This is a genomic window from Allobosea sp. LjRoot90 (assembly GCF_964254315.1).
GTDB lineage: Bacteria > Pseudomonadota > Alphaproteobacteria > Rhizobiales > Beijerinckiaceae > Allobosea.
Genome location: NZ_CAXUTF020000001.1, coordinates 395,051 through 419,673 on the forward strand (window position 1 = coordinate 395,051; position 24,623 = coordinate 419,673).

Below are 24,623 nucleotides of genomic sequence, written 5' to 3' on the forward strand. Positions count from 1 at the left end.
CGGGGCTGTTGCGTCGTTTCCGGAAGGGACGGCGCGTACTCAAGACCTCCCGCACATGCGGTGCAGGTCGATCCAGTTTGAATGTCGGCGCGACATGATGCGCCGAGCGGCTCACCCGGCGGCCCGACCGCCTATACCCCGGACCACCGGGTGAGCCGTCCGAGATGCGAGGAACATGATGGTAACTTCCCTCCAGGGTCGCAGGCGCGTCCGCAAGTTCTTCGGCAAGCTCAAGGAAGTGGCGGAGATGCCGAACCTCATCGAGGTTCAGAAGGCGTCCTACGACCAGTTCCTGATGGTCGAGGAACCCAAGGGCGGCCGCGGCGATGAAGGCCTGCAGTCGGTCTTCAAGTCGGTGTTCCCGATCGGCGATTTCTCGGGCTCGTCGCTGCTGGAGTTCGTCAAATACACCTTCGAGCCGCCGAAATACGATGTCGACGAGTGCCGCCAGCGCGGCATGACCTTCTCGGCGCCGCTCAAGGTGACGCTGCGCCTGATCGTGTTCGATATCGATCCGGACACCCAGGCCAAGTCGGTCAAGGACATCAAGGAGCAGGACGTCTACATGGGCGAGATGCCGCTCATGACGGACAACGGCACCTTCATCGTCAACGGCACCGAGCGCGTCATCGTCTCGCAGATGCACCGTTCGCCGGGCGTGTTCTTCGACCACGACAAGGGCAAGACCCATTCCTCGGGCAAGCTGCTCTTCGCCGCTCGCATCATTCCCTATCGCGGCTCCTGGCTCGATATCGAATTCGATGCCAAGGACATCGTCTACGCCCGTATCGACCGCAAGCGTAAGATCCCGGTCACCTCGCTGCTGTTCGCCCTCGGCATGGACGGCGAGGAAATTCTCAAGCGCTTCTACAACCGCGTCGACTATGTCCGCGACGACAAGGGCTGGCGCGTCCCGTACGACGCCGAGCGCATGAAGGGCTTCAAGGCGAGCGTCGACATGATCGACGCCGACACCGGCGAAGTCGTGATCGAGGCCGGCAAGAAGCTGGTCGCGCGCACCGCCCGCCAGCTCGCCGACAAGGGCCTGAAGTTCCTGCGCGCCACGAACGAGGATCTCGTCGGCCAGTACGTTGCCGAGGATCTCGTCGACCCCAGCACCGGCGAAGTTCATGCCGAGGCCGGCGAAGAACTGCATATGGCTGCGGACCCGAAGACCGGCGAGATCAAGGGCAACCTGGTCGACCTGATCAACAAGGGCTACACCGAGATTCCGGTGCTGGACATCGATCACATCACGATCGGTCCCTATATCCGCAACACGCTCCAGGTCGACAAGAACTCGCGCCGTGAAGAGGCGCTGTTCGACATCTACCGCGTGATGCGTCCGGGCGAGCCGCCGACGCTCGAGACCGCCGAGAACATGTTCCAGTCGCTGTTCTTCGACTCGGAGCGCTACGACCTCTCGGCCGTCGGCCGCGTCAAGATGAATATGCGCCTCGACCTCGACGCCGAGGACACCGTGCGCATCCTGCGCAAGGAAGACATCTTCGCCGTCGTCAAGGCGCTGGTCGACCTGCGCGACGGCAAGGGCGAGATCGACGACATCGACCATCTCGGCAACCGGCGCGTGCGCTCGGTCGGCGAGCTGATGGAGAACCAGTATCGCCTGGGCCTCCTGCGCATGGAGCGCGCCATCAAGGAGCGCATGTCCTCGGTCGACATCGACACGGTGATGCCGCAGGACCTGATCAACGCCAAGCCGGCGGCTGCCGCGGTGCGCGAGTTCTTCGGCTCGTCGCAGCTCTCGCAGTTCATGGACCAGACCAACCCGCTCTCGGAGGTCACCCACAAGCGCCGTCTCTCGGCGCTTGGACCGGGTGGTCTGACCCGCGAGCGCGCCGGCTTCGAGGTGCGCGACGTGCACACCACGCATTACGGCCGCATCTGCCCGATCGAGACGCCGGAAGGCCCGAACATCGGCCTGATCAACTCGCTCGCCACCTTCGCGCGCGTCAACAAGTACGGCTTCATCGAGAGCCCGTACCGGCGCATCCGCGACGGCAAGCAGACCGACGAGATCATCTATCTCTCGGCGATGGAGGAGGCGAAGTACAACGTCGCCCAGGCCAACGCCGTCGTCGACAATGACGGCCGTCTGACCGACGACCTGATCGTCTGCCGCCGCGCCGGTGAAGTCATCGTCGTGCCGGTCGACAAGGTCGACTTCATGGACGTTTCGCCCAAGCAGGTCGTCTCCGTCGCCGCGGCGCTGATCCCGTTCCTCGAGAACGACGACGCCAACCGCGCGCTGATGGGCTCGAACATGCAGCGCCAGGCGGTGCCGCTGGTTCGTGCCGACGCGCCTTTCGTCGGCACCGGCATGGAGGCCGCGGTCGCCCGTGACTCCGGCGCTGCCATCGCGGCCCGCCGCGCCGGCATCGTCGATCAGGTTGACGCCACCCGTATCGTCATCCGCGCTTCGGACGAGATGGACCCGACCAAGCCGGGCGTCGACATCTATCGTCTGCAGAAGTTCCAGCGCTCCAACCAGTCGACCTGCATCACGCAGCGTCCGCTGGTGCGCGTCGGCGACGTCATCAAGAAGGGTGACATCGTAGCCGACGGCCCGTCGACCGAGTTCGGCGAGCTCGCGCTCGGCCGCAACGTGCTGGTCGCGTTCATGCCGTGGAATGGTTACAACTTCGAGGACTCGATCCTGCTCTCGGAGAAGATCGTCTCGGACGACATCTTCACCTCGATCCATATCGAGGAATTCGAGGTCATGGCCCGCGACACCAAGCTGGGCCCTGAGGAAATCACGCGCGACATTCCGAACGTCTCGGAAGAGGCGCTGAAGAACCTCGACGAAGCCGGCATCGTCTATATCGGCGCGGAAGTGGCGGCTGGCGACATCCTCGTCGGCAAGATCACGCCGAAGGGCGAGAGCCCGATGACGCCGGAGGAGAAGCTGCTGCGCGCCATCTTCGGCGAGAAGGCTTCGGACGTCCGCGACACCTCGCTGCGTGTCCCGCCGGGCGTGCAGGGGACGATCGTCGAAGTGCGCGTCTTCAACCGCCATGGCGTCGACAAGGACGAGCGCGCCCAGGCGATCGAGCGCGAGGAGATCGAGCGTCTCGCCAAGGACCGCGACGACGAGCAGGCGATCCTGGACCGCAACACCTTCGCGCGTCTGGCCGAGATCCTGACCGGCAAGACCGGCCTCGCCGGTCCGAAGGGCTTCAAGAAGGACACGGTCATCACCCGCGAAGTGATGAGTGAGTTCCCGCGCTCGCAGTGGTGGCTGTTCGCCACGGCGGACGACGCCCTGATGACCGAAATCGAGGCGATGCGGAAGCAGTACGACGAGTCGAAGAAGCGCCTCGAGCAGCGCTTCCTCGACAAGGTCGAGAAGCTGCAGCGCGGCGACGAGCTGCCGCCCGGCGTGATGAAGATGGTCAAGGTCTTCGTCGCGGTGAAGCGCAAGATCCAGCCGGGCGACAAGATGGCCGGCCGCCACGGCAACAAGGGCGTGGTCTCGCGCATCGTTGCGGCGGAGGACATGCCGTTCCTCGAGGACGGCACCCATGCCGACATCGTGCTGAACCCGCTGGGCGTGCCCTCGCGCATGAACGTCGGGCAGATTCTGGAAACCCATCTGGGCTGGGCTGCCGCCGGTCTCGGCAAGCAGATTGGCCTGGCGCTCGACGCCTATCGCAAGGCGCATGATTCCAAGGCGCTGCGCGACAGCTTCGAGGCGGTCTACCAGGACAACGAGATCATCGCCTCGATGGACGACGCCGAGCTGGTCGAGATGGGCCAGAATCTGCGCCGCGGCGTGCCGATGGCGACCCCGGTCTTCAACGGCGCCAAGGAGTCGGACATCGAGGCCCTGCTGGAGCAGGCGGGCCTCAACAAGTCCGGCCAGGTGACGCTCTATGACGGGCGCACCGGCGAGCCGTTCGACCGCAAGGTCACCGTCGGCTACATCTACATGCTGAAGCTGCACCATCTGGTGGACGACAAGATCCACGCCCGCTCGATCGGCCCCTACTCGCTGGTCACCCAGCAGCCGCTCGGCGGCAAGGCGCAGTTCGGCGGTCAGCGCTTCGGCGAGATGGAGGTCTGGGCGCTCGAAGCGTACGGCGCCGCCTACACGCTGCAGGAGATGCTGACGGTGAAGTCGGACGACGTCGCCGGCCGCACCAAGGTCTACGAGTCGATCGTGCGCGGCGAGGACAACTTCGAAGCGGGCATCCCGGAGAGCTTCAACGTGCTCGTCAAGGAAATGCGCTCGCTCGGCCTCAACGTCGAGCTCATCAACAACAAGCCGAAGCCGGGCGACGCGCCGGCCGAGGCAGCCGAGTAAGGCGCGACGCCCGCAGGGGCGGAACGTCGTTCGTTACTCATGCCGGCGGCACTTTCGCCGCCGGCCGATGGATTAAAGGTCGGGCAGGGCGGTTTTCCCTAAAACCCCACCGGCCACAGGAGACAGGCTATGAAGCAAGAGGTCATGAACCTTTTCGGCCAGCAGCCGGTGCAGCAGGCGTTCGACGCGATCAAGATCTCGATCGCCAGCCCTGAGAAGATTGCATCCTGGTCGTTCGGTGAGATCAAGAAGCCCGAGACGATCAACTATCGTACGTTCAAGCCCGAGCGCGACGGCCTGTTCTGCGCCCGCATCTTCGGGCCGATCAAGGACTACGAGTGCCTGTGCGGCAAGTACAAGCGCATGAAGTTCAAGGGCGTGATCTGCGAGAAGTGCGGCGTCGAGGTGACGCTCGCCCGGGTCCGGCGCGAGCGCATGGGCCATATCGAGCTCGCCGCTCCCGTCGCGCATATCTGGTTCCTGAAGTCGCTGCCCTCGCGCATCGGCCTCCTGATGGACATGCCGCTCAAGGAACTCGAGCGCATCCTCTACTTCGAATCGTATGTGGTGCTCGAGCCGGGCCTGACCCCGCTCAAGGATCGCCAGCTGCTGACCGAAGAAGAGTATGTCCGCTGCCAGGAGGAGTACGGCGCCGACACCTTCACGGCGATGATCGGCGCCGAGGCGATCCGCGAGATGCTGCGCGCGCTCGATCTCGACCAGATCAATGCCGACCTGAAGCATGAGATCGCGACGACGACGTCGGAGCTCAAGCCGAAGAAGCTGATGAAGCGCCTCAAGATCATCGAGGCGTTCCAGGAGTCGGGGAACAAGCCGGAATGGATGGTGATGACCATCATCCCGGTGATCCCGCCCGACTTGCGTCCGCTCGTGCCGCTCGATGGCGGCCGCTTCGCGACCTCGGACCTGAACGATCTCTATCGCCGCGTCATCAACCGCAACAACCGCCTGAAGCGGCTGATCGAGCTGCGCGCGCCGGACATCATCATCCGCAACGAGAAGCGGATGCTGCAGGAATCGGTCGACGCCCTGTTCGACAACGGCCGCCGCGGCCGCGTCATCACCGGCGCCAACAAGCGCCCGCTGAAGTCGCTCGCCGACATGCTGAAGGGCAAGCAGGGCCGCTTCCGGCAGAACCTGCTCGGCAAGCGCGTCGACTATTCCGGCCGCTCGGTCATCGTCGTCGGCCCGGAGATGAAGCTGCACCAGTGCGGGCTGCCGAAGAAGATGGCGCTCGAGCTGTTCAAGCCCTTCATCTACGCTCGCCTCGACGCCAAGGGCTACTCGACCACGGTCAAGCAGGCCAAGAAGCTGGTCGAAAAGGAGAAGCCGGAGGTCTGGGATATCCTGGACGAGGTCATCCGCGAGCATCCGGTGCTGCTCAACCGCGCCCCGACGCTGCACCGCCTCGGCATCCAGGCCTTCGAGCCGGTGCTGATCGAGGGCAAGGCGATCCAGCTGCATCCGCTGGTCTGCGCCGCGTTCAACGCCGACTTCGACGGCGACCAGATGGCCGTTCACATCCCGCTGTCGCTCGAGGCGCAGCTGGAAGCGCGCGTCCTGATGATGTCGACCAACAACATCCTGCACCCGGCGAACGGCATGCCGATCATCGTGCCGTCGCAGGACATCGTGCTCGGCCTGTACTACCTCTCGATCATCTCCGATGGCGAGCCGGGTCAGGGCAAGGTCTTCGGCGACTTCGGCGAGCTCGAATACGCGCTGCACGAGAAGGTCGTGACGCTGCATTCGAAGATCAAATATCGCTGGACCGGCGTCGGCCAGGACGGCAAGCCCTACACCAAGATCTATGACACCACTCCGGGCCGCGTGATCCTTTCGACTGCATTGCCGGAGCATCCGGCCATGTCCTTCGACGTCAGCAACCGCCTGATGACGAAGAAGGAAATCTCCGGGATGATCGACGCCGTCTATCGCGGCTGCGGTCAGAAGGAGTCGGTGATCTTCTGCGACCGCGTCATGGGGCTGGGCTTCAAGCACGCCTTCAAGGCCGGCATTTCCTTCGGCAAGGACGACATGGTGATCCCCGAGAACAAGTGGGAGATCGTCGATGCGACCCGCGTGCTCGCCAAGGATTACGAGCAGCAGTACCAGGACGGCCTGATCACCCAGGGCGAGAAGTACAACAAGGTCGTCGACGCCTGGGCGAAGTGCTCGGACAAGCTCGCCCAGGAGATGATGGCCCGCATCTCGACCGTGAAAAAGGACGAGAACGGCCGGGACAAGCCGATCAACTCGATCTACATGATGAGCCATTCGGGCGCCCGTGGTTCGCCGGCGCAGATGAAGCAGCTCGCGGCGATGCGCGGCCTGATGGCCAAGCCGTCGGGCGAGATCATCGAGTCGCCGATCATCTCGAACTTCAAGGAAGGCCTCGACGTTCTCGAGTACTTCAACTCGACCCACGGCGCCCGCAAGGGCCTCGCCGACACCGCGCTCAAGACGGCGAACTCGGGTTATCTCACCCGCCGTCTCGTCGACGTGGCGCAGGACGCGATCATCTCCGAGGTCGATTGCGGCTCCAACAACGGCATCAAGATGCGCGCCATCATCGATGCGGGCCAGGTCGTGGCTTCGCTCGGGATGCGCATCCTCGGCCGTTCGGCAGCCGTGGAGGTTACCGACCTGGAGGGTAATGTCCTGGTCGGCAAGGGCGCGGTGATCGAAGAAAGTCACATCGCCAAGATCAACGCCGCCGGCGTCCAGGAGGTGAAGATCCGCTCGGTCTTGACCTGCGAGACCAAGAACGGTGTCTGCGCGACCTGCTATGGGCGCGATCTTGCCCGCGGCACGCCCGTCAACATGGGCGAGGCCGTCGGCGTCATCGCGGCGCAGTCGATCGGCGAGCCGGGCACGCAGCTCACCATGCGTACCTTCCACATCGGCGGCGCGGCGACGATCGCCGACCAGTCCTTCGTCGAGTCGAACTTCGAGGGCACGGTCAAGATCCGCAACCGCAATGCGGCGCGCAACTCGGACGGCGACCTGATCGCGATGGCGCGCAATCTCGCCATCGTCATCACCGGCCCCGACGGTGCCGAGCGCGCGGTTCACCGCGTCCAGTTCGGCTCGAAGCTGCGCGTCGACGACGGCGACAAGGTCAAGCGCGGCCAGCGCCTGATCGAGTGGGATCCCTATTCCCGCCCGATCCTGGCGGAGGTCGACGGCAAGGTCGGCTACGAGGACCTGGTCGACGGCATGTCGATCACGGAAACGACCGACGAGGCGACCGGCATCAGCAAGCGCGTCGTCATCGACTGGCGCGGTTCGGCTCGTACCTCGGACCTCAAGCCGGCGCTCACCGTGCACGGGCCGGATGGCAAGATCGCCAAGCTCGCGCGCGGCGGTGACGCCCGCTACATCCTGCCGGTCGACGGCATCATCTCGATGGAGCCTGGCTCCTCGGTCAAGGCCGGCGACGTGCTGGCGCGTGTCTCGACCGACTCGGCCAAGACCCGCGACATCACCGGTGGTCTGCCGCGTGTCGCCGAGCTCTTCGAGGCGCGTCGTCCGAAGGATGCAGCGATCATCGCCGAGAAGGCCGGCGTCATCGGCTTCGGACGCGACTACAAGAACAAGCGTCGCGTCACGCTGACCCCGCATGACGGCACGGATGGCGTCGAGTACCTGATCCCGAAGGGCAAGCACATCCATCTGCAGGATGGCGACGTCGTCGAGATCGGGGACTACATCCTCGATGGCAACCCAGCCCCGCACGACATCCTGGCGATCAAGGGTGTCGAGGAGCTGGCGGCTTATCTGGTCAACGAAATCCAGGAGGTTTATCGCCTCCAGGGCGTGACCATCAACGACAAGCACATCGAGGTCATCGTCCGGCAGATGCTGCAGAAGGTCGAGATCACCGAATCCGGCGATAGCGACATTCTCACGGGCGATCAGATCGACCGGATCGAGCTTGAGGATGTCAACTCCAAGCTGCGCGAGGAGGGCAAGAAGCCGGCTTCCGGCGTCCCGGTCCTGCTCGGCATCACCAAGGCCTCGCTGCAGACCCGCTCCTTCATCTCGGCCGCCTCCTTCCAAGAGACGACCCGCGTCCTCACCGAGGCTGCGGTCAACGGCAAGATGGACATGCTGGAAGGCCTCAAGGAGAACGTCATCGTCGGCTCGCTGATCCCGGCCGGCACCGGCGCGCAGGTTGCCCGCATCAAGCAGGTAGCGACGCGCCGAGACGATCTCATCGTTGGCCAGAAGGCGGATGCGGCGGCCAAGGCCGCGGCTGCTGCCTCGGCTGCCTCGGCTGCTGTCGCGGCGGCTCTGCCTGCCGCCGAATAGAGCCCGTTCCGATCAGCTTGCCCCGCAAGCTGATCGGAAAAACGGTCTCTAAGCTCAAAGTGAGAGACGGGTTCACCGATCAGACTGATTCAGTCTGATCGGATCCGGCTCTAATACCGGCAAGCTCTACTTGCTTTGTGGAACGGCCGCCTTCGGGCGGCCGTTTTCGTTTTAGCTCCCTTGACCTTTTCTAAGATAAGCGGCCTAAACTTAACTTGCGAAATCTGTCGGGGGGCAGTGATGCGCTGGCGCGTCTCTCGTTGGTCGGTCGGAAGCGGCCGAACGACGAGTGGCATGCTGACACACCATGCGGGGGCGTGGTCGGCGGAGGAGTTTCTCGTCCTGCGGACCAGGCTGGGGTGCAGCCGGTATTATGGACGAGCAGTTTCTCGACAGTCTTTATGAAGCGGCGGTAGTGCCGGAGCTGTGGCCGCAGGTGCTGCGCCGTTTCCAGGAGATCGCGCGCGGAGCCGGCGCGGTGCTGGTCGCGGTGACGCCGACCTCCAACCGCTGGATCTCGTCCTCAGCCGAGTTCGACCAGCTCGTTGCAACGCACTTCAACCGTTTCCCGGGCAATGAGCGCACGCGTCGCCTGATCGAGCGCCGCCATGCCGGCTTCCTGCGCGATATCGACATCCTCTCCGAGGCCGAGATGGCGCAGGAGCCGGTCTATCGCGATTTCCTGCTACCGCAGGGGCTTGGCATCGGCGTCGCCACCCTGGTCGCCGCGCCGACCGGCGAGGCCTTCATCCTGCATTCCGAGCGCGAACGTAGCGAGGGCCATGCCGAGGATGGACTGATCGCGCGGCTCGACCAGATGCGGCCGCATCTCGCCCGCGCGATGCTGCTTTCGGCCCGGCTCGAATTCGAGCGGGCACGCGGCGCTGCCCAGGCACTGGAGGCGATCGGCCTGCCTGCGGCGGTACTCGACCGCAACGGCCGGGCACTCGCGCTCAATCCCCGCTTCGAGGCGCTCGTGCCGGCAGTCGCGGTCGACCGCCCGTCACGGCTCGGACTCGTCGATATGGCGGCCGACGGATTGCTGGCCGCGGCCCTGCAGACGACAGGCGGGAGCGGTGGCGCCACGGTGCGCTCGATCCCGGTGGCGCGCCGCGAGAATCAGCCGCCGCTGATCCTGCATCTCACACCGGTTCGCGGCGCCGCTCACGACATCTTCTCACGGGCGGCGAGCATCCTGGTGGTGACACCGGTGGTGGTGAAGGACGTGCCGACCGCCGATGTGGTCCAGGGCCTGTTCGACCTGACGCCGGCCGAGGCCAGGCTCGCCGCGTTGATCGCGGGAGGGCACCGCCCGCGCGAGGCGGCGGCAGCGCTCGGGATCATGGAGGAAACCGCGCGCTCGACGCTGAAGCGGGTGATGGCCAAGACCGGCCTGCATCGCCAGGCCGACCTGATCGGGCTGTTGCGCGGGGCAGGGGTCGCGGCGGGCGCGGCCGATTGAGCGGTATCTGAGTGCTCGCCGCGAGATTGCGTTAACTCCCGGCAAATCCGGGGTTGACGCGAATCTCCGACTGAGTCATAAGCGCGCCACTATCGACGGCTGTCGGACACGTTTGTCGCTTGCCTTTGTTGCGAGCGAGGTTCGCGACCGAAACTCCGTCGGAATTCCAGCGTCTAACGACGACATGGCAGGACGCATGAACGCGGGCGAGTTCCGTGTTCCTCTGCATCGCGAACGCGCCTGAGGCCCCGGAAATGGGCGCCGATGGCGCGGCTTCGTTTGGTCATGGCCTCGCAAGGCGCCGGAATGAACATCGAATTCATCTAGCGCTCAAGGGAGCGAGAGGCCTTAAATGCCGACAATCAGCCAGCTGATCCGCAAGCCCCGTTCGCCGGTCAAGGCGCGTAATACCGCTCCGGCGCTCGAGAATTGCCCGCAGAAGCGCGGCGTCTGCACGCGTGTCTATACGACGACCCCGAAGAAGCCGAACTCGGCGCTCCGCAAGGTCGCCAAGGTGCGCCTGACCAACGGCTTCGAAGTGATCGGCTACATCCCGGGTGAAGGCCACAACCTTCAGGAGCACTCGGTCGTCATGATCCGCGGCGGCCGCGTCAAGGATCTTCCCGGCGTGCGCTACCACATCCTGCGCGGCGTGCTCGACACGCAGGGTGTCAAGAACCGCAAGCAGCGCCGTTCGAAGTACGGCGCCAAGCGTCCGAAGTAATTTTCCTGCCCGATTGGCGGGGCAGGATGCCCCAGCCAGTTCGCAGCTTTTGAGATTTGACCGGAGACTAGACGATGTCCCGCCGCCACAGTGCCGAAAAGCGCGAGATCATCCCGGACGCCAAGTTCGGCGACGTGATCGTGACCAAGTTCATGAATTCGGTCATGTACGAAGGCAAGAAGTCGACTGCCGAAGGCATCGTCTACGGCGCCTTCGACATCATCGAGACCAAGCTGAAGGGCGATCCGCTCGCCGTCTTCAAGACTGCGCTCGAGAACGTCGCCCCGGCGATCGAGGTCCGCTCCCGCCGCGTCGGCGGCGCGACCTATCAGGTTCCGGTCGAGGTTCGCACCGAGCGCCGCCAGGCTCTCGCGATCCGCTGGCTGATCGCCGCCGCCCGTGGCCGCAACGACCGCACCATGGTTGAGCGCCTCTCGGCTGAGCTGATGGACGCCGCGAATAACCGTGGCAACGCCGTCAAGAAGCGCGAAGACACGCACCGGATGGCGGAAGCCAACCGCGCCTTCTCGCACTACCGCTGGTAATTCGTCCGTTCGGACCCGGAAAGACAGAGCATTCCTATGCCCCGTTCTCATCCTATCGATCGCTATCGTAACTTCGGCATCATGGCCCACATTGATGCGGGCAAGACGACGACGACCGAGCGCATCCTGTTCTACACCGGCAAGAGCCATAAGATCGGCGAAGTCCATGACGGCGCCGCCACCATGGACTGGATGGCGCAGGAGCAGGAGCGTGGCATCACGATCACCTCTGCCGCGACGACCTGCCTGTGGCGCGATCATCGCCTGAACATCATCGACACCCCCGGCCACGTCGACTTCACCATTGAGGTCGAGCGTTCGCTGCGCGTCCTCGACGGCGCCGTCTGCGTGCTCGACGGCAACCAGGGCGTCGAGCCCCAGACCGAGACCGTCTGGCGCCAGGCCGACAAGTACGACGTTCCGCGCGTCGTGTTCGTCAACAAGATGGACAAGATCGGCGCCGATTTCTATCGCTGCGTCCAGGACATCATCGACCGCGTCGCCGGCAAGCCCGTCTGCCTGCAGATCCCGATCGGTGCCGAGTCTGATTTCGCCGGCGTGATCGACCTGATCAAGATGAAGGCGATCGTCTGGAACGGCGAGGCGCTCGGGGCCACCTTCGAAGAGAAGGAGATCCCGGCCGATCTCGCCGACAAGGCCGCCGAATACCGTCACAAGCTGCTCGAAGCCGCCGTCGAAATGGACGATGCGGCGATGGAAGCCTATCTCGAAGGCAACGAGCCGGATGCCGAGACCCTGCGTCGGCTGGTTCGTACCGCCGTGCAGCGCCGCGCCTTCCACCCGGTGCTCTGCGGCTCGGCCTTCAAGAACAAGGGCGTGCAGCCCCTGCTCGACGCTGTCGTCGACTTCCTGCCGTCGCCGGTCGATCGCGGCGACATCAAGGGCATCGATTTCAAGACCGAAGAAGAGACCGTTCGTCACCCGACGGACGAGGATCCCTTCTCCATGCTCGCCTTCAAGATCATGGACGACCCCTTCGTCGGCACGATCACCTTCTGCCGCGTTTATTCGGGCAAGGTCGAGACCAGCCAGGGCGTCATCAACTCGACGCGCGACAAGAAAGAGCGCGTTGGCCGCATGCTGCTGATGCATGCGAACAACCGCGAGGACATCAAGGAGGCCTATGCCGGCGACATCGTCGCCCTGGCCGGCCTCAAGGACGTCCGCACCGGCGACACACTGTGCGATCCGGTCAATGCCGTGATCCTGGAGCGCATGGAGTTCCCCGAGCCGGTCATCACGATCGCGATCGAGCCGAAGTCGAAGGCCGACCAGGAGAAGCTTGGCCTGGCGCTGTCGAAGCTCGCGAACGAGGATCCGTCCTTCCGCGTCTCGACCGACCAGGAGAGCGGCCAGACCATTCTCAAGGGCATGGGCGAGCTGCATCTCGACATCAAGGTCGACATCCTGCGCCGGACCTACAAGGTCGATGCCAATATCGGCGCGCCGCAGGTTGCCTATCGCGAGACGCTGACCAAGAAGGCCGAGATCGACTACACCCACAAGAAGCAGACCGGCGGTACGGGCCAGTTCGCCCGCGTCAAGCTGATCATCGAGCCGAACGAGACCGGCAAGGGCTTCGAGTTCGAGTCGAAGGTCGTCGGCGGCTCGGTGCCGAAGGAGTATATCCCCGGCGTCGAGAAGGGCCTCAACTCGGTCATCGGTTCCGGCGTGCTCGCCGGTTTCCCGGTCGTCGACGTCAAGGTCACGCTGATCGACGGCGCCTTCCACGAGGTCGATTCGTCGGCTCTCGCCTTCGAGATCGCGTCCCGCGCTGCTCTGCGCGAGGGCCTGCAGAAGGGCGGCTCGGTGCTGCTCGAGCCGATCATGAAGGTCGAGGTGGTGACGCCTGAAGACTATACCGGCTCGGTCATCGGCGACCTGAACTCCCGGCGCGGCCAGATCCAAGGCCAGGACATGCGCGGCAACGCCGTCGTCGTCAACGCGATGGTGCCGCTGGCCAACATGTTCGGCTATGTGAACCAGCTGCGTTCGTTCAGCCAGGGTCGCGCCAACTACACGATGCAGTTCGATCACTACGAGCAGGTGCCGTCCGCGGTCGCTGCCGAGGTCCAGGCCAAATACGCCTGATCGAACAACGCATTAAACGGAACACTTGAGAAGATCTGACGGAGGCTGACATGGCCAAAGAGAAGTTTGCTCGGACGAAGCCGCACTGCAACATTGGAACGATTGGTCACGTCGACCATGGCAAGACGTCGCTGACGGCTGCGATCACGAAGGTTCTGGCGGAGTCGGGTGGCGCGTCGTACACGGCGTATGACCAGATCGACAAGGCGCCGGAAGAGAAGGCGCGCGGCATCACGATCTCGACGGCTCACGTCGAGTACGAGACGGTGGCCCGTCACTATGCGCACGTCGACTGCCCCGGGCACGCCGACTATGTGAAGAACATGATCACGGGCGCGGCGCAGATGGACGGCGCGATCCTGGTGGTGTCGGCGGCCGACGGCCCGATGCCGCAGACCCGCGAGCACATCCTGCTGGCGCGCCAGGTCGGCGTTCCCGCGCTGGTCGTGTTCATGAACAAGGTCGATCTCGTCGACGACGCCGAGCTGCTCGAGCTGGTCGAGATGGAGATCCGCGAGCTTCTGTCGAAGTACGACTTCCCGGGCGACGACATCCCGATCACCAAGGGCTCGGCCAAGGCTGCGCTCGACGGCGTCACCCCGGAGATCGGGCATGATGCGGTGATCGCGCTGATGAAGACGGTCGACGACTACATCCCGCAGCCGGCGCGTCCGCTCGACCTGCCGTTCCTGATGCCGGTCGAGGACGTGTTCTCGATCTCGGGCCGCGGCACGGTTGTGACCGGCCGCGTCGAGCGCGGCATCGTCAAGGTCGGCGAGGAAATCGAGATCGTGGGCTTAAAGGACACGGTGAAGACGACTGTCACCGGCGTCGAGATGTTCCGCAAGCTGCTCGACCAGGGCCAGGCCGGCGACAACATCGGCGCGCTGCTGCGCGGCACCAAGCGCGAGGACGTCGAGCGCGGCCAGATCCTGTGCAAGCCGGGTTCGGTCAAGCCGCACACCAAGTTCAAGGCCGAGGCCTACATCCTGACCAAGGAGGAGGGCGGTCGCCACACCCCGTTCTTCACCAACTACCGCCCGCAGTTCTACTTCCGCACGACGGACGTGACCGGCGTGGTGCACCTGCCCGAGGGCACCGAGATGGTGATGCCTGGTGACAACATCACCATGGAAGTGCACCTGATCGTGCCGATCGCGATGGAAGAGAAGCTGCGCTTCGCCATCCGCGAGGGTGGACGCACCGTCGGTGCCGGCGTCGTCGCTTCGATCATCGCGTAACGGCTGATCTGAGGGCGGAAGCCCTTTGGGGCTTTCGTCTTTTCACGTCACGGAGATAACACGACCATGAACGGTCAGAATATCCGGATCCGCCTCAAGGCGTTCGACCATCGCATCCTCGATGCGTCGACGCGCGAGATCGTCTCGACGGCGAAGCGCACCGGCGCTCAGGTTCGCGGCCCGATTCCGCTGCCGACGCTGATTGAGAAGTTCACCGTCAACCGCTCGCCGCACATCGACAAGAAGTCGCGCGAGCAGTTCGAGATGCGGACCCACAAGCGGGTTCTCGATATCGTCGATCCGACACCCCAGACGGTCGACGCCCTCATGAAGCTTGATCTCGCCGCCGGCGTCGACGTCGAAATCAAGCTCTGATCCATCATCGGGTCCTCTGTTTCCGGGTTTCCCGGATGGACATGACCCCAAGGGAAGGTATGCACCGATGCGTTCCGGTGTGATTGCACAGAAAGTCGGGATGACCCGCATCTTCACCGATGCCGGCGAGCATATCCCGGTCACCGTGCTGAAGCTCGATAACTGCCAGGTCGTCGCGCATCGCACGATCGAGAAGAACGGCTATGTCGCCGTGCAGCTCGGGTCGGGCTTGGCCAAGGTCAAGAACGTCTCGAAGGCGCAGCGCGGCCACTTCGCCGTCGCCAAGGTCGAGCCGAAGCAGAAGATCGTCGAGTTCCGCGTCAGCGATGACGCGCTGATCCCGGTCGGCGCCGAGCTCACCGCCGACCACTTCGTCGTCGGCCAGTTCGTCGACGTCTCCGGCACGACCACCGGCAAGGGCTTCGCCGGCGGCATGAAGCGCTGGAACTTCCGCGGTCTGCGCGCCACCCACGGCGTCTCGGTCTCGCATCGTTCGATCGGTTCGACCGGTGGCCGTCAGGACCCGGGCAAGACCTTCAAGAACAAGAAGATGCCGGGTCATCTCGGTGTCGAGCGCGTCACCACGCAGAACCTGCGCGTCGTCCAGACGGACGCCGAGCGCGGCCTGATCCTGGTCGAGGGTGCCGTCCCCGGCGTCGCCGGCGGCTGGATCCATGTCCGCGACGCGGTCAAGCGCTCCCTGCCGAAGGACGCCCCGTTGCCGGGCAAGTTCAAGGTCTCCGGCGAGGGCAAGGCCGAAATTGTCGAGGCTCCTGCGGCGCAGGCTGAGGAGAACGTGTGATGAAACTCGATATCGTCACTCTTGACGGCGGCAAGGCCGGTTCGGTCGAGCTTTCGGATGCGATCTTCGGCCTCGAGCCGCGCGCCGACCTGCTCGCCCGCATGGTGCGCTACCAGCTCGCCAAGCGCCGCGCCGGCACGCACAAGTCCAAGGGCCGTTCGGAAGTCGATCGCACCCGCAAGAAGATCTACAAGCAGAAGGGTACCGGCGGCGCTCGCCACGGTGCGGCTTCGGCTCCGCAGTTCCGCGGCGGCGGCAAGGCCTTCGGTCCGGTCGTGCGCGATCACGCCCATGACCTGCCCAAGAAGGTCAAGGCGCTGGCGCTGCGCCACGCGCTCTCGGCCAAGGCCAAGGACGCGGGCCTGATCATCATCGACGACGTCAAGCTCGCCGAGCCGAAGACCAAGGTGCTGCTGGGCCATTTCGGCAAGCTCGACCTGTCGAGCGCGCTGGTGATCGGCGGCGCCGAGATCGATGTGAACTTCGGCCTGGCGGCGCGTTCGATCCCGAACGTCGACGTGCTGCCGATCCAGGGCATCAACGTCTATGACATCCTGCGTCGCGACAAGCTCGTGCTGACGCGCTCGGCTGTCGATGCGCTGGAGGCGCGCTTCAAATGAGCCAGTCCAAGAATCTGGATCCGCGCCACTACGACGTCATTCGTGGCCCGGTGATCACCGAAAAGGCGACCATGCTCTCCGAGCACAACAAGGTCGTCTTCAAGGTCGCGAAGACCGCGACCAAGCCGCAGATCAAGGCGGCGATCGAGAAGTTGTTCGATGTCAAGGTGAAGAGCGTCAACACGCTCGTCACCGAAGGCAAGGTCAAGGTCTTCCGGGGGCGGCTCGGCCAGCGCTCGGACGTCAAAAAGGCCGTCGTGACCCTCGAAGAGGGCCACTCGATCGACGTGACCACTGGCCTCTGAGGGAAGGATCGTCATCATGGCTTTGAAGAGTTTCAAGCCGATCACGCCGAGCCTTCGCCAGCTCGTGATCGTCGACCGCAGCGAGCTCTACAAGGGCAAGCCGGTCAAGGCGCTGACCGAGGGCAAGTCGTCCTCGGGCGGCCGCAACAATCTCGGCCGCATCACCGTCCGCTTCCGCGGCGGTGGCCACAAGCGCACCCTGCGCCTGATCGACTTCAAGCGCCGCGGCAAGGCCGGCGTGCCGGCGACCGTGGAGCGGATCGAGTATGATCCGAACCGCTCCGCCTTCATCGCGCTGATCAAGTATCAGGACGGCGAGCTGGCCTACATCCTGGCGCCGCAGCGCCTGGCCGTCGGCGACAGCGTCGTCTCCGGCGACAGCGTCGACGTGAAGCCCGGCAACGCGGCCCCGATGGGTTCGCTGCCGATCGGCACGATCGTCCACAATGTCGAGCTCAAGATCGGCAAGGGTGGGGCGCTGGCACGTTCGGCGGGCAACTACGCCCAGATCGTCGGCCGCGACCAGGGTTACGTCATTGTCCGCCTGAACTCGGGCGAGCAGCGCCTGATCAGCGGTCTGTGCTACGCTACGGTGGGCGCGGTCTCGAACCCCGACCACATGAACCGGAATGACGGCAAGGCCGGGCGCTCGCGCTGGCTGGGTCGTCGTCCGCATAACCGTGGTGTCTCGATGAACCCGGTCGACCATCCGCACGGCGGCGGCGAAGGCCGCACCTCGGGCGGCCGTCATCCGGTCACGCCCTGGGGTCTGCCGACCAAGGGCAAGAAGACCCGCTCGAACAAGCGGACCGATACGTTCATCGTGTCGAGCCGTCACGCCCGCAAGAAGAAGAACTGAGGTCCGTCATGGCGCGTTCGCTTTGGAAAGGTCCGTTTGTCGACGGATACCTCCTGAAGAAGGCCGAGGTCGCCCGTTCGGCGAGCCGGTCTGAAGTCATCAAGATCTGGAGCCGTCGCTCCACGATCCTGCCGCAGTTCGTCGGTCTGACGTTCGGCGTCTACAACGGCCACAAGCATGTGCCGGTGAACGTCTCCGAGGAAATGGTGGGCCACAAGTTCGGCGAGTTCTCGCCGACGCGCACCTTCCCCGGCCACGCGGCCGACAAGAAGGCGAAGAGGAAGTAAGCCATGGGTAAGCCCTCCGCCCCCCGTGCGCTGCCCGAGAACGAGGCCAAGGCGGTCGCGCGCAATCTGCGCGTTTCCCCGCAGAAGCTGAACCTTCTCGCCCAGCTCATCCGCGGCAAAAAGGTCTCGACCGCGCTCTCCGACCTCGAGTTCTCGCGCAAGCGGATCTCGACCGATGTGCGCAAGTGCCTGCAGAGCGCGATCGCCAACGCCGAGAACAATCATGATCTCGACGTTGACGACCTCGTCGTGTCCCAGGCTTTCGTCGGCAAGGCGCTCGTCATGAAGCGCTTCCATGCCCGCGCCCGCGGCCGTGGCGCCCGCATCATGAAGCCCTTCGCCAACATCACGATCGTGGTGCGCGAAGTTCAGGCTGCGAAGGCCTGAGGAGAGAACGATGGGTCAGAAAATCAATCCGATCGGCCTTCGTCTCGGCATCAACCGGACCTGGGATTCGCGCTGGTTCGCCCAGAAGGGCGAGTACGGCAAGCTGCTGCATGAGGATATGGCGATCCGCGCCGCCCTGATGAAGCTGCTGAAGCAGGCCGCTGTCTCGAAGATCATCATCGAGCGTCCGCACAAGAAGTGCCGCGTCACCATCCACTCGGCTCGTCCGGGCGTGGTGATCGGCAAGAAGGGTGCCGACATCGAGAAGCTGCGCAAGGCCGTGTCGAAGCTGACGTCAGCCGACGTTACCATCAACATCCTCGAGGTGCGCAAGCCGGAGATCGACGCGACCCTGGTCGCCGATTCGATCGCCCAGCAGCTCGAGCGCCGCGTCGCTTTCCGCCGCGCCATGAAGCGCGCCGTTCAGTCGGCGATGCGTCTGGGCGCCGAGGGCATCCGCATCAACTGCGCGGGCCGTCTTGGTGGCGCTGAAATCGCGCGCCTCGAATGGTATCGCGAGGGTCGGGTGCCGCTGCACACGCTGCGCGCCGACGTCGACTACGGCGTCGCTACTGCCTTCACGACCTATGGCACGTGCGGGATCAAGGTCTGGATCTTCAAGGGCGAGATCCTCGAACACGACCCGATGGCCCAGGACAAGCGCCTCTCGGACGAGGGCGGCCGCTCGGGTGGTGAGCGTCGCGAACGTCGCGAGCAGGCTGCGTAAGGCTGATCGAGAAGAGCCATGCTGCAACCAAAGCGCACTAAGTTCCGTAAGCAGTTCAAGGGACGCATTTCCGGCGTCGCCAAGGGCGGTACGGATCTCAACTTCGGCCAGTTCGGCCTGAAGGCCCAGGAGCCGGAGCGCGTGACGGCCCGCCAGATCGAGGCGGCCCGTCGTGCCATCACCCGCGCCATGAAGCGCGCGGGCCGGGTCTGGATCCGCATCTTCCCGGACGTGCCGGTTTCCAAGAAGCCGACCGAAGTCCGCATGGGTAAGGGCAAGGGATCGCCCGAGTTCTGGGCGGCCAAGGTCAAGCCGGGCCGGATCATGTTCGAGCTTGATGGCGTGCCGGAGGATATCGCCCGCGAGGCGCTCCGTCTCGGTGCCGCCAAGCTGCCGATCAAGACCCGTTTCATCCAACGCATCGCCGAGTAAGGAGGGCGACATGAAAGCTACGCAACGCCTGTCCGACATCAAGGTGATGAGCACGGACCAGCTCCAGGATGAGCTTCTCAAGCTCAAGAAGGAGCAGTTCAACCTGCGTTTCCAGCGCGCGACCGGCCAGCTCGAGAATACCGCTCGGGTCACCGAAGTGCGCAAGGATATCGCCCGCATCAAGACACTGCAGCGGTCCAAGACCGCGGCAGTGAGCGCCTGAGGAGTAGGACAATGCCGAAGCGCGTGCTGCAGGGCGTCGTCGTCAGCGACAAGCAGAACAAAACTGTTGTGGTTAAGGTCGAGCGGCGCTATACGCACCCGCTCCTCAAGAAGACGGTGCGCCGTTCGAAGAACTATCACGCCCATGACGAGGCGGGGTCGTTCAAGATCGGTGACTCGGTTTGGATCGAGGAGTCGAAGCCCATTTCCAAGCTGAAAAACTGGGTTGTGCTCGACAACGCTCCCAAGGCGTAAGTCAAATCATTGAGGCCAGGGGGCGAAGCGACCCCCGTCAGTCGTAGTCCGGGCTCAGGCACTTACGCCTTTGTCCGGAAACCGCGCTGATACACAGATGGAAGGATCAAGGCCATGATCCAGGTGCAGACCAATCTCGAGGTCGCCGACAATTCCGGTGCCCGCCGCGTGATGTGCATCAAGGTTCTCGGCGGCTCGAAGCGGCGCTATGCCCGCATCGGCGACATCATTGTGGTTTCCATCAAGGAAGCCATCCCGCGCGGCCGCGTGAAGAAGGGCGACGTCATGAAGGCGATCGTCGTGCGCACCGCAAAGGACATCAAGCGCCCCGACGGTTCGGTGATTCGCTTCGACCGCAATGCGGCCGTGCTGATCAACAACCAGAAGGAGCCTGTGGGCACCCGTATCTTCGGACCGGTTCCGCGCGAGCTGCGCGCCAAGAACCACATGAAGATCATTTCGCTCGCTCCCGAGGTGTTGTGATGGCTGCGAAAATCAAAAAGGGCGACAAAGTCGTCGTGCTCGCCGGCCGCGACAAGGGCAAGAACGGCGAAGTTCTCCAGGTCCTGCCGAAGGACGCCCGTGCCGTGGTGCGTGGCGTGAACCTGGTGAAGAAGCACACCAAGGCGACTGCCCAGTCCGAGGGCGGCATCATCAGCAAGGAGGCCACGATCGACTTGTCGAACCTGGCCCTCGCCGATCCGAAGGACGGCAAGCCGACCCGCGTCGGCTTCAAGGTGCTCGACGACGGCCGCAAGGTCCGTTTCGCCAAGCGTTCGGGGGATCTGATCGATGGCTGAGAATCAGCAGGCGGCTCTCTCGCCGCGTATGAAGAAGCATTACGAGGACGTCGTCCGTCCGGCGATGATTGCCGAGTTCGGCTACAAGAACGTCATGGAAGTGCCGACCCTCGAGAAGGTCGTCATCAACATGGGTGTTGGCGAAGCGACTGCCGACCGCAAGAAGGTCGACAACGCTGCCGGCGACCTCGCCATGATCGCCGGTCAGAAGCCGGTCATCACCAAGTCCCGCCTCGCCATCGCCGGCTTCAAGCTGCGCGAGAACATGGCGGTCGGCTGCAAGGTCACGCTGCGCAAGACCAAGATGTTCGAGTTCGTCGACCGGCTCGTCACCATCGCCTTGCCGCGCGTGCGCGACTTCCGTGGTCTCAACCCGAAGTCGTTCGACGGGCGCGGCAATTTCGCGCTCGGGATCAAGGAGCACATCGTGTTCCCCGAGATCAACTACGACAAGGTCGACCAGGTCTGGGGTATGGACGTGATCGTCTGCACGACCGCCAAGTCGGATGACGAGGCACGTGCCCTGCTCAAGCACTTCAACTTCCCGTTCCGGCAGTGAGCCTTCGGGCTCATACGCGGAAACCAGGAGATATCGATGGCTAAGAAAAGCTCCGTCGAGAACAACAACCGCCGCAAGGCGCTCGTGAAGAAATTCGCGGGCCGTCGTGCGCGTCTTCTCGCGATCGCTAATGACGAGAACCAGTCGATGGACGAGCGTTTCCTCGCTCGCCTGAAGCTGGCCGAACTGCCGCGCAATTCTGCCGGCATCCGCGTGCGCAACCGCTGCGAAGTCACCGGCCGCCCGCGCGCTTTCTATCGCAAGTTGAAGATGTCGCGCGTTGCTCTGCGCGAGCTCGGCAACAAGGGGCTGGTTCCCGGCCTCGTCAAGTCGAGCTGGTGAGGAGATAGCATCATGGCGATCATCGATCCGCTTGGCGATATGCTGACCCGCATCCGTAATGCGCAGATGCGGCGCAAGTCGCGTGTCTCGACCCCGGGCTCGAAGCTTCGGGCCCGCGTGCTCGACGTGCTGGAGTCGGAAGGCTACATCCGTGGCTATGCGACCACCGAGTTCGGCAACGGCCGCACCGAGTTCGACATCGAGCTGAAGTACCACGAGGGACAGCCGGTCATCCGGTCGATCTCGCGCGTGTCGAAGCCCGGCCGTCGCGTTTACTCCTCGGTCGAGACCATGCCGCGCGTGGCCGACGGCCTCGGCGTCACCATCGTCTCCACGCCCAAGGGCGTGATGTCCGATCATCTTGCCCGCGAGCAGAACGTGGGTGGCGAAGTGCTCTGCAAGGTCTTCTGACCTTTCAGGCCGCTGCTCAGGAGAGATTCAATGTCTCGTATCGGTAAGAAGCCTGTTTCGGTTCCGGCTGGCGTCACCGCCAATGTCTCGGGCCAGCTGGTCAAGATCAAGGGCGCGAAGGGCGAACTGTCCTTCGAAGTTCCCGTCGAGGTCTCGGTCGCACTGGAGAACGGCGCCATCGCCGTCCAGCCGCGCTCGCAGACCAAGCGCGCCCGCGCGCTCTGGGGCACCTCGCGCGCCCGCATCAACAACCTGGTCGTCGGCACGACGGCCGGCTTCGAGAAGAAGCTCGAGATCAACGGCGTCGGCTACAAGGCCGCTGTCAACGGCAAGATCCTGAAGCTCTCGCTCGGCTACAGCCACGACATCGACTACGCCATCCCGGCCGGGGTGACGATCACCACGCCGAAGCCGACGGAAATCGTCGTCGTCGGCATCGACAAGCAGGTCGTCGGCCAGACCGCCGCCGAAATCCGCGACTATCGCGGACCCGAGCCCTATAAGGGCAAGGGCGTCAAGTACGCCGGCGAGTTCATCTTCCGCAAGGAAGGGAAGAAGAAGTAAGGACGCCAGCCATGAGCAAGCAGACAGAAAATACTGCGCGCCGCCGGGCTCGTGTCCGCCGCGCGATCAAGGCGGTCGCCAATGGCCGCGCCCGTCTGTCGGTGCATCGCACCGGCAAGCAGATCTATGCGCAGGTCATCGACGATGCGAAGGGGCTCACGCTCGCTTCGGCCTCGTCGCTCGACAAGGACATCCGCGCCGACATCAAGTCGGGCGCGAATGTCGAGGCCGCGGCCACGATCGGCAAGATTCTTGCCGAGCGCGCGATCAAGGCCGGCGTCAAGGAGGTCGTGTTCGATCGTGGCGCTTACATGTACCATGGCCGCGTCAAGGCGCTGGCGGAAGCTGCTCGCGAAGGCGGGCTGAGCTTCTGATCGTTAGAGCCCGTTCCGATCAGCTTGCATTGCAAGCTGATCGGCAAAACGGTCTCTATCTTTGAGTTTTGAGACGGATTCACCGATCAGGTTGATTCAACCTGATCGGATCCGGCTCTGAGACCGCGGGATGCGGGAGGCCTCAAAGGGCTTCCCGCATGTCGCATTTTGGGAAGTCGCTCCAATCCGGAGCGCTCGAGCGAGCGGCGGGCCACTCTCGGTACCGTCCGCGCAAGTAAGAGGAAGACATGGCGAGAGAATCTCGTGACCGTCAGGTTCGCGAAGAGCGCGATTCTGAATTTGTGGACCGCCTGGTCCACATCAACCGCGTCGCCAAGGTGGTGAAGGGCGGCCGTCGTTTCGGCTTCGCTGCCCTCGTCGTCGTCGGCGACCAGAAGGGCCGCGTCGGCTTCGGCCACGGCAAGGCCCGTGAGGTGCCCGAGGCGATCCGCAAGGCGACGGAAGCCGCCAAGCGCGGCCTCGTCCGCATCCCGCTGCGCGAAGGCCGCACGCTGCATCATGACGTCCAGGGCCGTCATGGCGCCGGCAAGGTCATCCTGCGCGCTGCGCCTGCCGGTACCGGCATCATCGCCGGCGGCCCGATGCGCGCCGTCTTCGAGGCGGTCGGCATGCAGGACGTCGTGTCCAAGTCGCTCGGCTCGTCGAACCCCTACAACCTCGTGCGCGCCACCTTTGACGCGTTGAAGAACGAGGATAGCCCGCGTGGCGTCGCCGCGCGTCGCTCGCTCAAGGTCTCGGCCCTGCAGACGCGTCGTCGCGATGCCGGCACCGATGCCGCGGCCGAAGTGTGAGGGTGGCATCATGGCAAAAGCTGAGAGCACCACCGTCGTCGTCGAGCAGATCGGTAGCCCGATCCGCCGCGAGGCTTCGCAGCGCCAGACTCTGATCGGTCTCGGCCTCAACAAACTCCGCCGGCAGTCGACCCTGGTCGATACGCCGGCCGTACGGGGCATGATCGACAAGGTCAGGCATCTCGTACGCGTCGTCGACGGCAAGTGAGGGGATCGTCTGATGAAACTCACAGAGATCCGTGACAACGAAGGCGCGCACAAGTCGCGCATGCGTGTCGGCCGTGGCATCGGCTCCGGCAAGGGCAAGACTGCCGGGCGTGGCGTCAAGGGCCAGAAGGCTCGCGCCGGCGTGGCGGTCAAGGGCTTCGAAGGCGGCCAGATGCCGCTCTATCGGCGCCTCCCGAAGCGCGGCTTCCACAACCTGTTCTCCAAGGATCTGAACGAGGTCAATCTCGGGCGCATCCAGCAGGCGGTCGAAGCCGGCAAGCTCGACGCCAAGGGCGCGGTGACGATCGAGGCGCTGGTCGCCGCCGGCGTCATCACCCGGCAGGCCAAGGACGGCGTCAAGATCCTTGGCGTCGGCGAGCTCAAGACCAAGCTCGCCTTCGAGGTCTATGGCGCGTCGAAGTCGGCGGTCGAGGCGATCGAAAAGGCGGGCGGCACGGTCAAGATCCTGGCGGCTGCCGCTTCACAGGCGTGAGCGAGACGCTTACATGACTAGCGCGAACGGCGGCCGGGCCAGAA

The 24,623-nt window shown here is 64.3% G+C and carries 28 protein-coding genes; all 28 read left to right on the forward strand.

Annotated features, from left to right (window positions below; translation table 11 throughout):
• Positions 1 to 178: 178 nt before the first annotated feature.
• The 28 genes from rpoB (at position 179) to rplO (ending at position 24,579) form a co-directional block, all read left to right on the forward strand.
• Positions 179 to 4,327 carry a DNA-directed RNA polymerase subunit beta gene (gene rpoB / locus ACSQ3M_RS01880; protein ID WP_436148380.1) on the forward strand — a complete coding sequence of 1,383 codons (4,149 nt, stop codon included), beginning with the start codon at positions 179 to 181 and terminating at the stop codon, positions 4,325 to 4,327.
• Between the two features lie 129 nt (positions 4,328 to 4,456).
• Complete coding sequence (gene rpoC, locus ACSQ3M_RS01885; RefSeq protein WP_436148381.1) at positions 4,457 to 8,662, forward strand: DNA-directed RNA polymerase subunit beta'; 4,206 nt, start codon at positions 4,457 to 4,459, stop codon at positions 8,660 to 8,662.
• A 373-nt stretch (positions 8,663 to 9,035) separates the two neighbouring features.
• On the forward strand, positions 9,036 to 10,124 hold the full coding sequence (locus tag ACSQ3M_RS01890; protein ID WP_436148382.1) for a helix-turn-helix transcriptional regulator: 1,089 nt from the start codon (positions 9,036 to 9,038) through the stop codon (positions 10,122 to 10,124).
• 352 nt (positions 10,125 to 10,476) lie between these two features.
• Positions 10,477 to 10,848 carry a 30S ribosomal protein S12 gene (gene rpsL, locus ACSQ3M_RS01895; protein WP_057189964.1) on the forward strand — a complete coding sequence of 124 codons (372 nt, stop codon included), beginning with the start codon at positions 10,477 to 10,479 and terminating at the stop codon, positions 10,846 to 10,848.
• A 74-nt stretch (positions 10,849 to 10,922) separates the two neighbouring features.
• Entirely contained in the window at positions 10,923 to 11,393 is a 471-nt protein-coding gene (rpsG, locus tag ACSQ3M_RS01900) for a 30S ribosomal protein S7 (RefSeq protein WP_436148383.1), read from the forward strand.
• 36 nt (positions 11,394 to 11,429) lie between these two features.
• Positions 11,430 to 13,505 (forward strand): elongation factor G, encoded by a 2,076-nt coding sequence (fusA, locus tag ACSQ3M_RS01905; protein WP_436148384.1) that lies wholly within the window; start codon positions 11,430 to 11,432, stop codon positions 13,503 to 13,505.
• Positions 13,506 to 13,555: 50 nt separating this feature from the next.
• Positions 13,556 to 14,746 (forward strand): elongation factor Tu, encoded by a 1,191-nt coding sequence (tuf, locus tag ACSQ3M_RS01910; protein WP_436148385.1) that lies wholly within the window; start codon positions 13,556 to 13,558, stop codon positions 14,744 to 14,746.
• Positions 14,747 to 14,812: 66 nt separating this feature from the next.
• A complete protein-coding gene (gene rpsJ, locus ACSQ3M_RS01915) occupies positions 14,813 to 15,121 on the forward strand; it encodes a 30S ribosomal protein S10 (protein WP_043237115.1) in 309 nt (102 codons plus the stop codon).
• Between the two features lie 67 nt (positions 15,122 to 15,188).
• Complete coding sequence (gene rplC, locus ACSQ3M_RS01920; protein ID WP_436148386.1) at positions 15,189 to 15,923, forward strand: 50S ribosomal protein L3; 735 nt, start codon at positions 15,189 to 15,191, stop codon at positions 15,921 to 15,923.
• Positions 15,923 to 16,543, forward strand: a complete 621-nt coding sequence (gene rplD / locus ACSQ3M_RS01925; RefSeq protein ID WP_436148387.1) for a 50S ribosomal protein L4 — start codon at positions 15,923 to 15,925, stop codon at positions 16,541 to 16,543. The genes rplC and rplD overlap by 1 nt, the downstream gene beginning before the upstream one ends.
• A complete protein-coding gene (locus tag ACSQ3M_RS01930) occupies positions 16,540 to 16,848 on the forward strand; it encodes a 50S ribosomal protein L23 (RefSeq protein WP_114827649.1) in 309 nt (102 codons plus the stop codon). The genes rplD and ACSQ3M_RS01930 overlap by 4 nt, the downstream gene beginning before the upstream one ends.
• 16 nt (positions 16,849 to 16,864) lie before the next feature.
• Positions 16,865 to 17,707, forward strand: coding sequence for a 50S ribosomal protein L2 (gene rplB / locus ACSQ3M_RS01935; protein ID WP_436148388.1), 843 nt, complete (start codon positions 16,865 to 16,867; stop codon positions 17,705 to 17,707).
• Between the two features lie 8 nt (positions 17,708 to 17,715).
• A complete protein-coding gene (rpsS, locus tag ACSQ3M_RS01940; protein WP_091842265.1) occupies positions 17,716 to 17,994 on the forward strand; it encodes a 30S ribosomal protein S19 in 279 nt (92 codons plus the stop codon).
• Between the two features lie 3 nt (positions 17,995 to 17,997).
• A complete protein-coding gene (gene rplV, locus ACSQ3M_RS01945) occupies positions 17,998 to 18,381 on the forward strand; it encodes a 50S ribosomal protein L22 (protein ID WP_126110514.1) in 384 nt (127 codons plus the stop codon).
• A gap of 10 nt (positions 18,382 to 18,391) precedes the next feature.
• Complete coding sequence (rpsC, locus tag ACSQ3M_RS01950; RefSeq protein ID WP_284170376.1) at positions 18,392 to 19,108, forward strand: 30S ribosomal protein S3; 717 nt, start codon at positions 18,392 to 18,394, stop codon at positions 19,106 to 19,108.
• Positions 19,109 to 19,126: 18 nt separating this feature from the next.
• Positions 19,127 to 19,540 (forward strand): 50S ribosomal protein L16, encoded by a 414-nt coding sequence (rplP, locus tag ACSQ3M_RS01955; protein ID WP_057193262.1) that lies wholly within the window; start codon positions 19,127 to 19,129, stop codon positions 19,538 to 19,540.
• Between the two features lie 10 nt (positions 19,541 to 19,550).
• Positions 19,551 to 19,763 carry a 50S ribosomal protein L29 gene (gene rpmC, locus ACSQ3M_RS01960; RefSeq protein WP_284170374.1) on the forward strand — a complete coding sequence of 71 codons (213 nt, stop codon included), beginning with the start codon at positions 19,551 to 19,553 and terminating at the stop codon, positions 19,761 to 19,763.
• An 11-nt stretch (positions 19,764 to 19,774) separates the two neighbouring features.
• Positions 19,775 to 20,017, forward strand: coding sequence for a 30S ribosomal protein S17 (gene rpsQ / locus ACSQ3M_RS01965; protein ID WP_436148389.1), 243 nt, complete (start codon positions 19,775 to 19,777; stop codon positions 20,015 to 20,017).
• Positions 20,018 to 20,131: 114 nt separating this feature from the next.
• Complete coding sequence (gene rplN / locus ACSQ3M_RS01970; RefSeq protein WP_057193256.1) at positions 20,132 to 20,500, forward strand: 50S ribosomal protein L14; 369 nt, start codon at positions 20,132 to 20,134, stop codon at positions 20,498 to 20,500.
• On the forward strand, positions 20,500 to 20,817 hold the full coding sequence (gene rplX, locus ACSQ3M_RS01975) for a 50S ribosomal protein L24 (protein WP_436148390.1): 318 nt from the start codon (positions 20,500 to 20,502) through the stop codon (positions 20,815 to 20,817). Before rplN ends, rplX begins: the two co-directional genes overlap by 1 nt.
• On the forward strand, positions 20,810 to 21,376 hold the full coding sequence (gene rplE / locus ACSQ3M_RS01980; RefSeq protein ID WP_110489256.1) for a 50S ribosomal protein L5: 567 nt from the start codon (positions 20,810 to 20,812) through the stop codon (positions 21,374 to 21,376). The genes rplX and rplE overlap by 8 nt, the downstream gene beginning before the upstream one ends.
• Before the next feature lie 36 nt (positions 21,377 to 21,412).
• Entirely contained in the window at positions 21,413 to 21,718 is a 306-nt protein-coding gene (rpsN, locus tag ACSQ3M_RS01985) for a 30S ribosomal protein S14 (RefSeq protein ID WP_057193250.1), read from the forward strand.
• A 12-nt stretch (positions 21,719 to 21,730) separates the two neighbouring features.
• On the forward strand, positions 21,731 to 22,129 hold the full coding sequence (gene rpsH, locus ACSQ3M_RS01990) for a 30S ribosomal protein S8 (protein WP_436148391.1): 399 nt from the start codon (positions 21,731 to 21,733) through the stop codon (positions 22,127 to 22,129).
• Positions 22,130 to 22,159: 30 nt separating this feature from the next.
• Positions 22,160 to 22,693 (forward strand): 50S ribosomal protein L6, encoded by a 534-nt coding sequence (rplF, locus tag ACSQ3M_RS01995; protein WP_436148392.1) that lies wholly within the window; start codon positions 22,160 to 22,162, stop codon positions 22,691 to 22,693.
• Positions 22,694 to 22,704: 11 nt separating this feature from the next.
• Complete coding sequence (gene rplR, locus ACSQ3M_RS02000) at positions 22,705 to 23,067, forward strand: 50S ribosomal protein L18 (RefSeq protein ID WP_436148393.1); 363 nt, start codon at positions 22,705 to 22,707, stop codon at positions 23,065 to 23,067.
• 248 nt (positions 23,068 to 23,315) lie between these two features.
• Positions 23,316 to 23,879: a 30S ribosomal protein S5 gene (gene rpsE, locus ACSQ3M_RS02005; RefSeq protein ID WP_284170363.1), complete on the forward strand. Its 564-nt coding sequence runs from the start codon at positions 23,316 to 23,318 to the stop codon at positions 23,877 to 23,879.
• A gap of 10 nt (positions 23,880 to 23,889) precedes the next feature.
• Positions 23,890 to 24,087, forward strand: a complete 198-nt coding sequence (gene rpmD, locus ACSQ3M_RS02010; RefSeq protein ID WP_436148394.1) for a 50S ribosomal protein L30 — start codon at positions 23,890 to 23,892, stop codon at positions 24,085 to 24,087.
• 12 nt (positions 24,088 to 24,099) lie between these two features.
• A complete protein-coding gene (rplO, locus tag ACSQ3M_RS02015; RefSeq protein WP_436148395.1) occupies positions 24,100 to 24,579 on the forward strand; it encodes a 50S ribosomal protein L15 in 480 nt (159 codons plus the stop codon).
• Positions 24,580 to 24,623 lie beyond the last annotated feature (44 nt).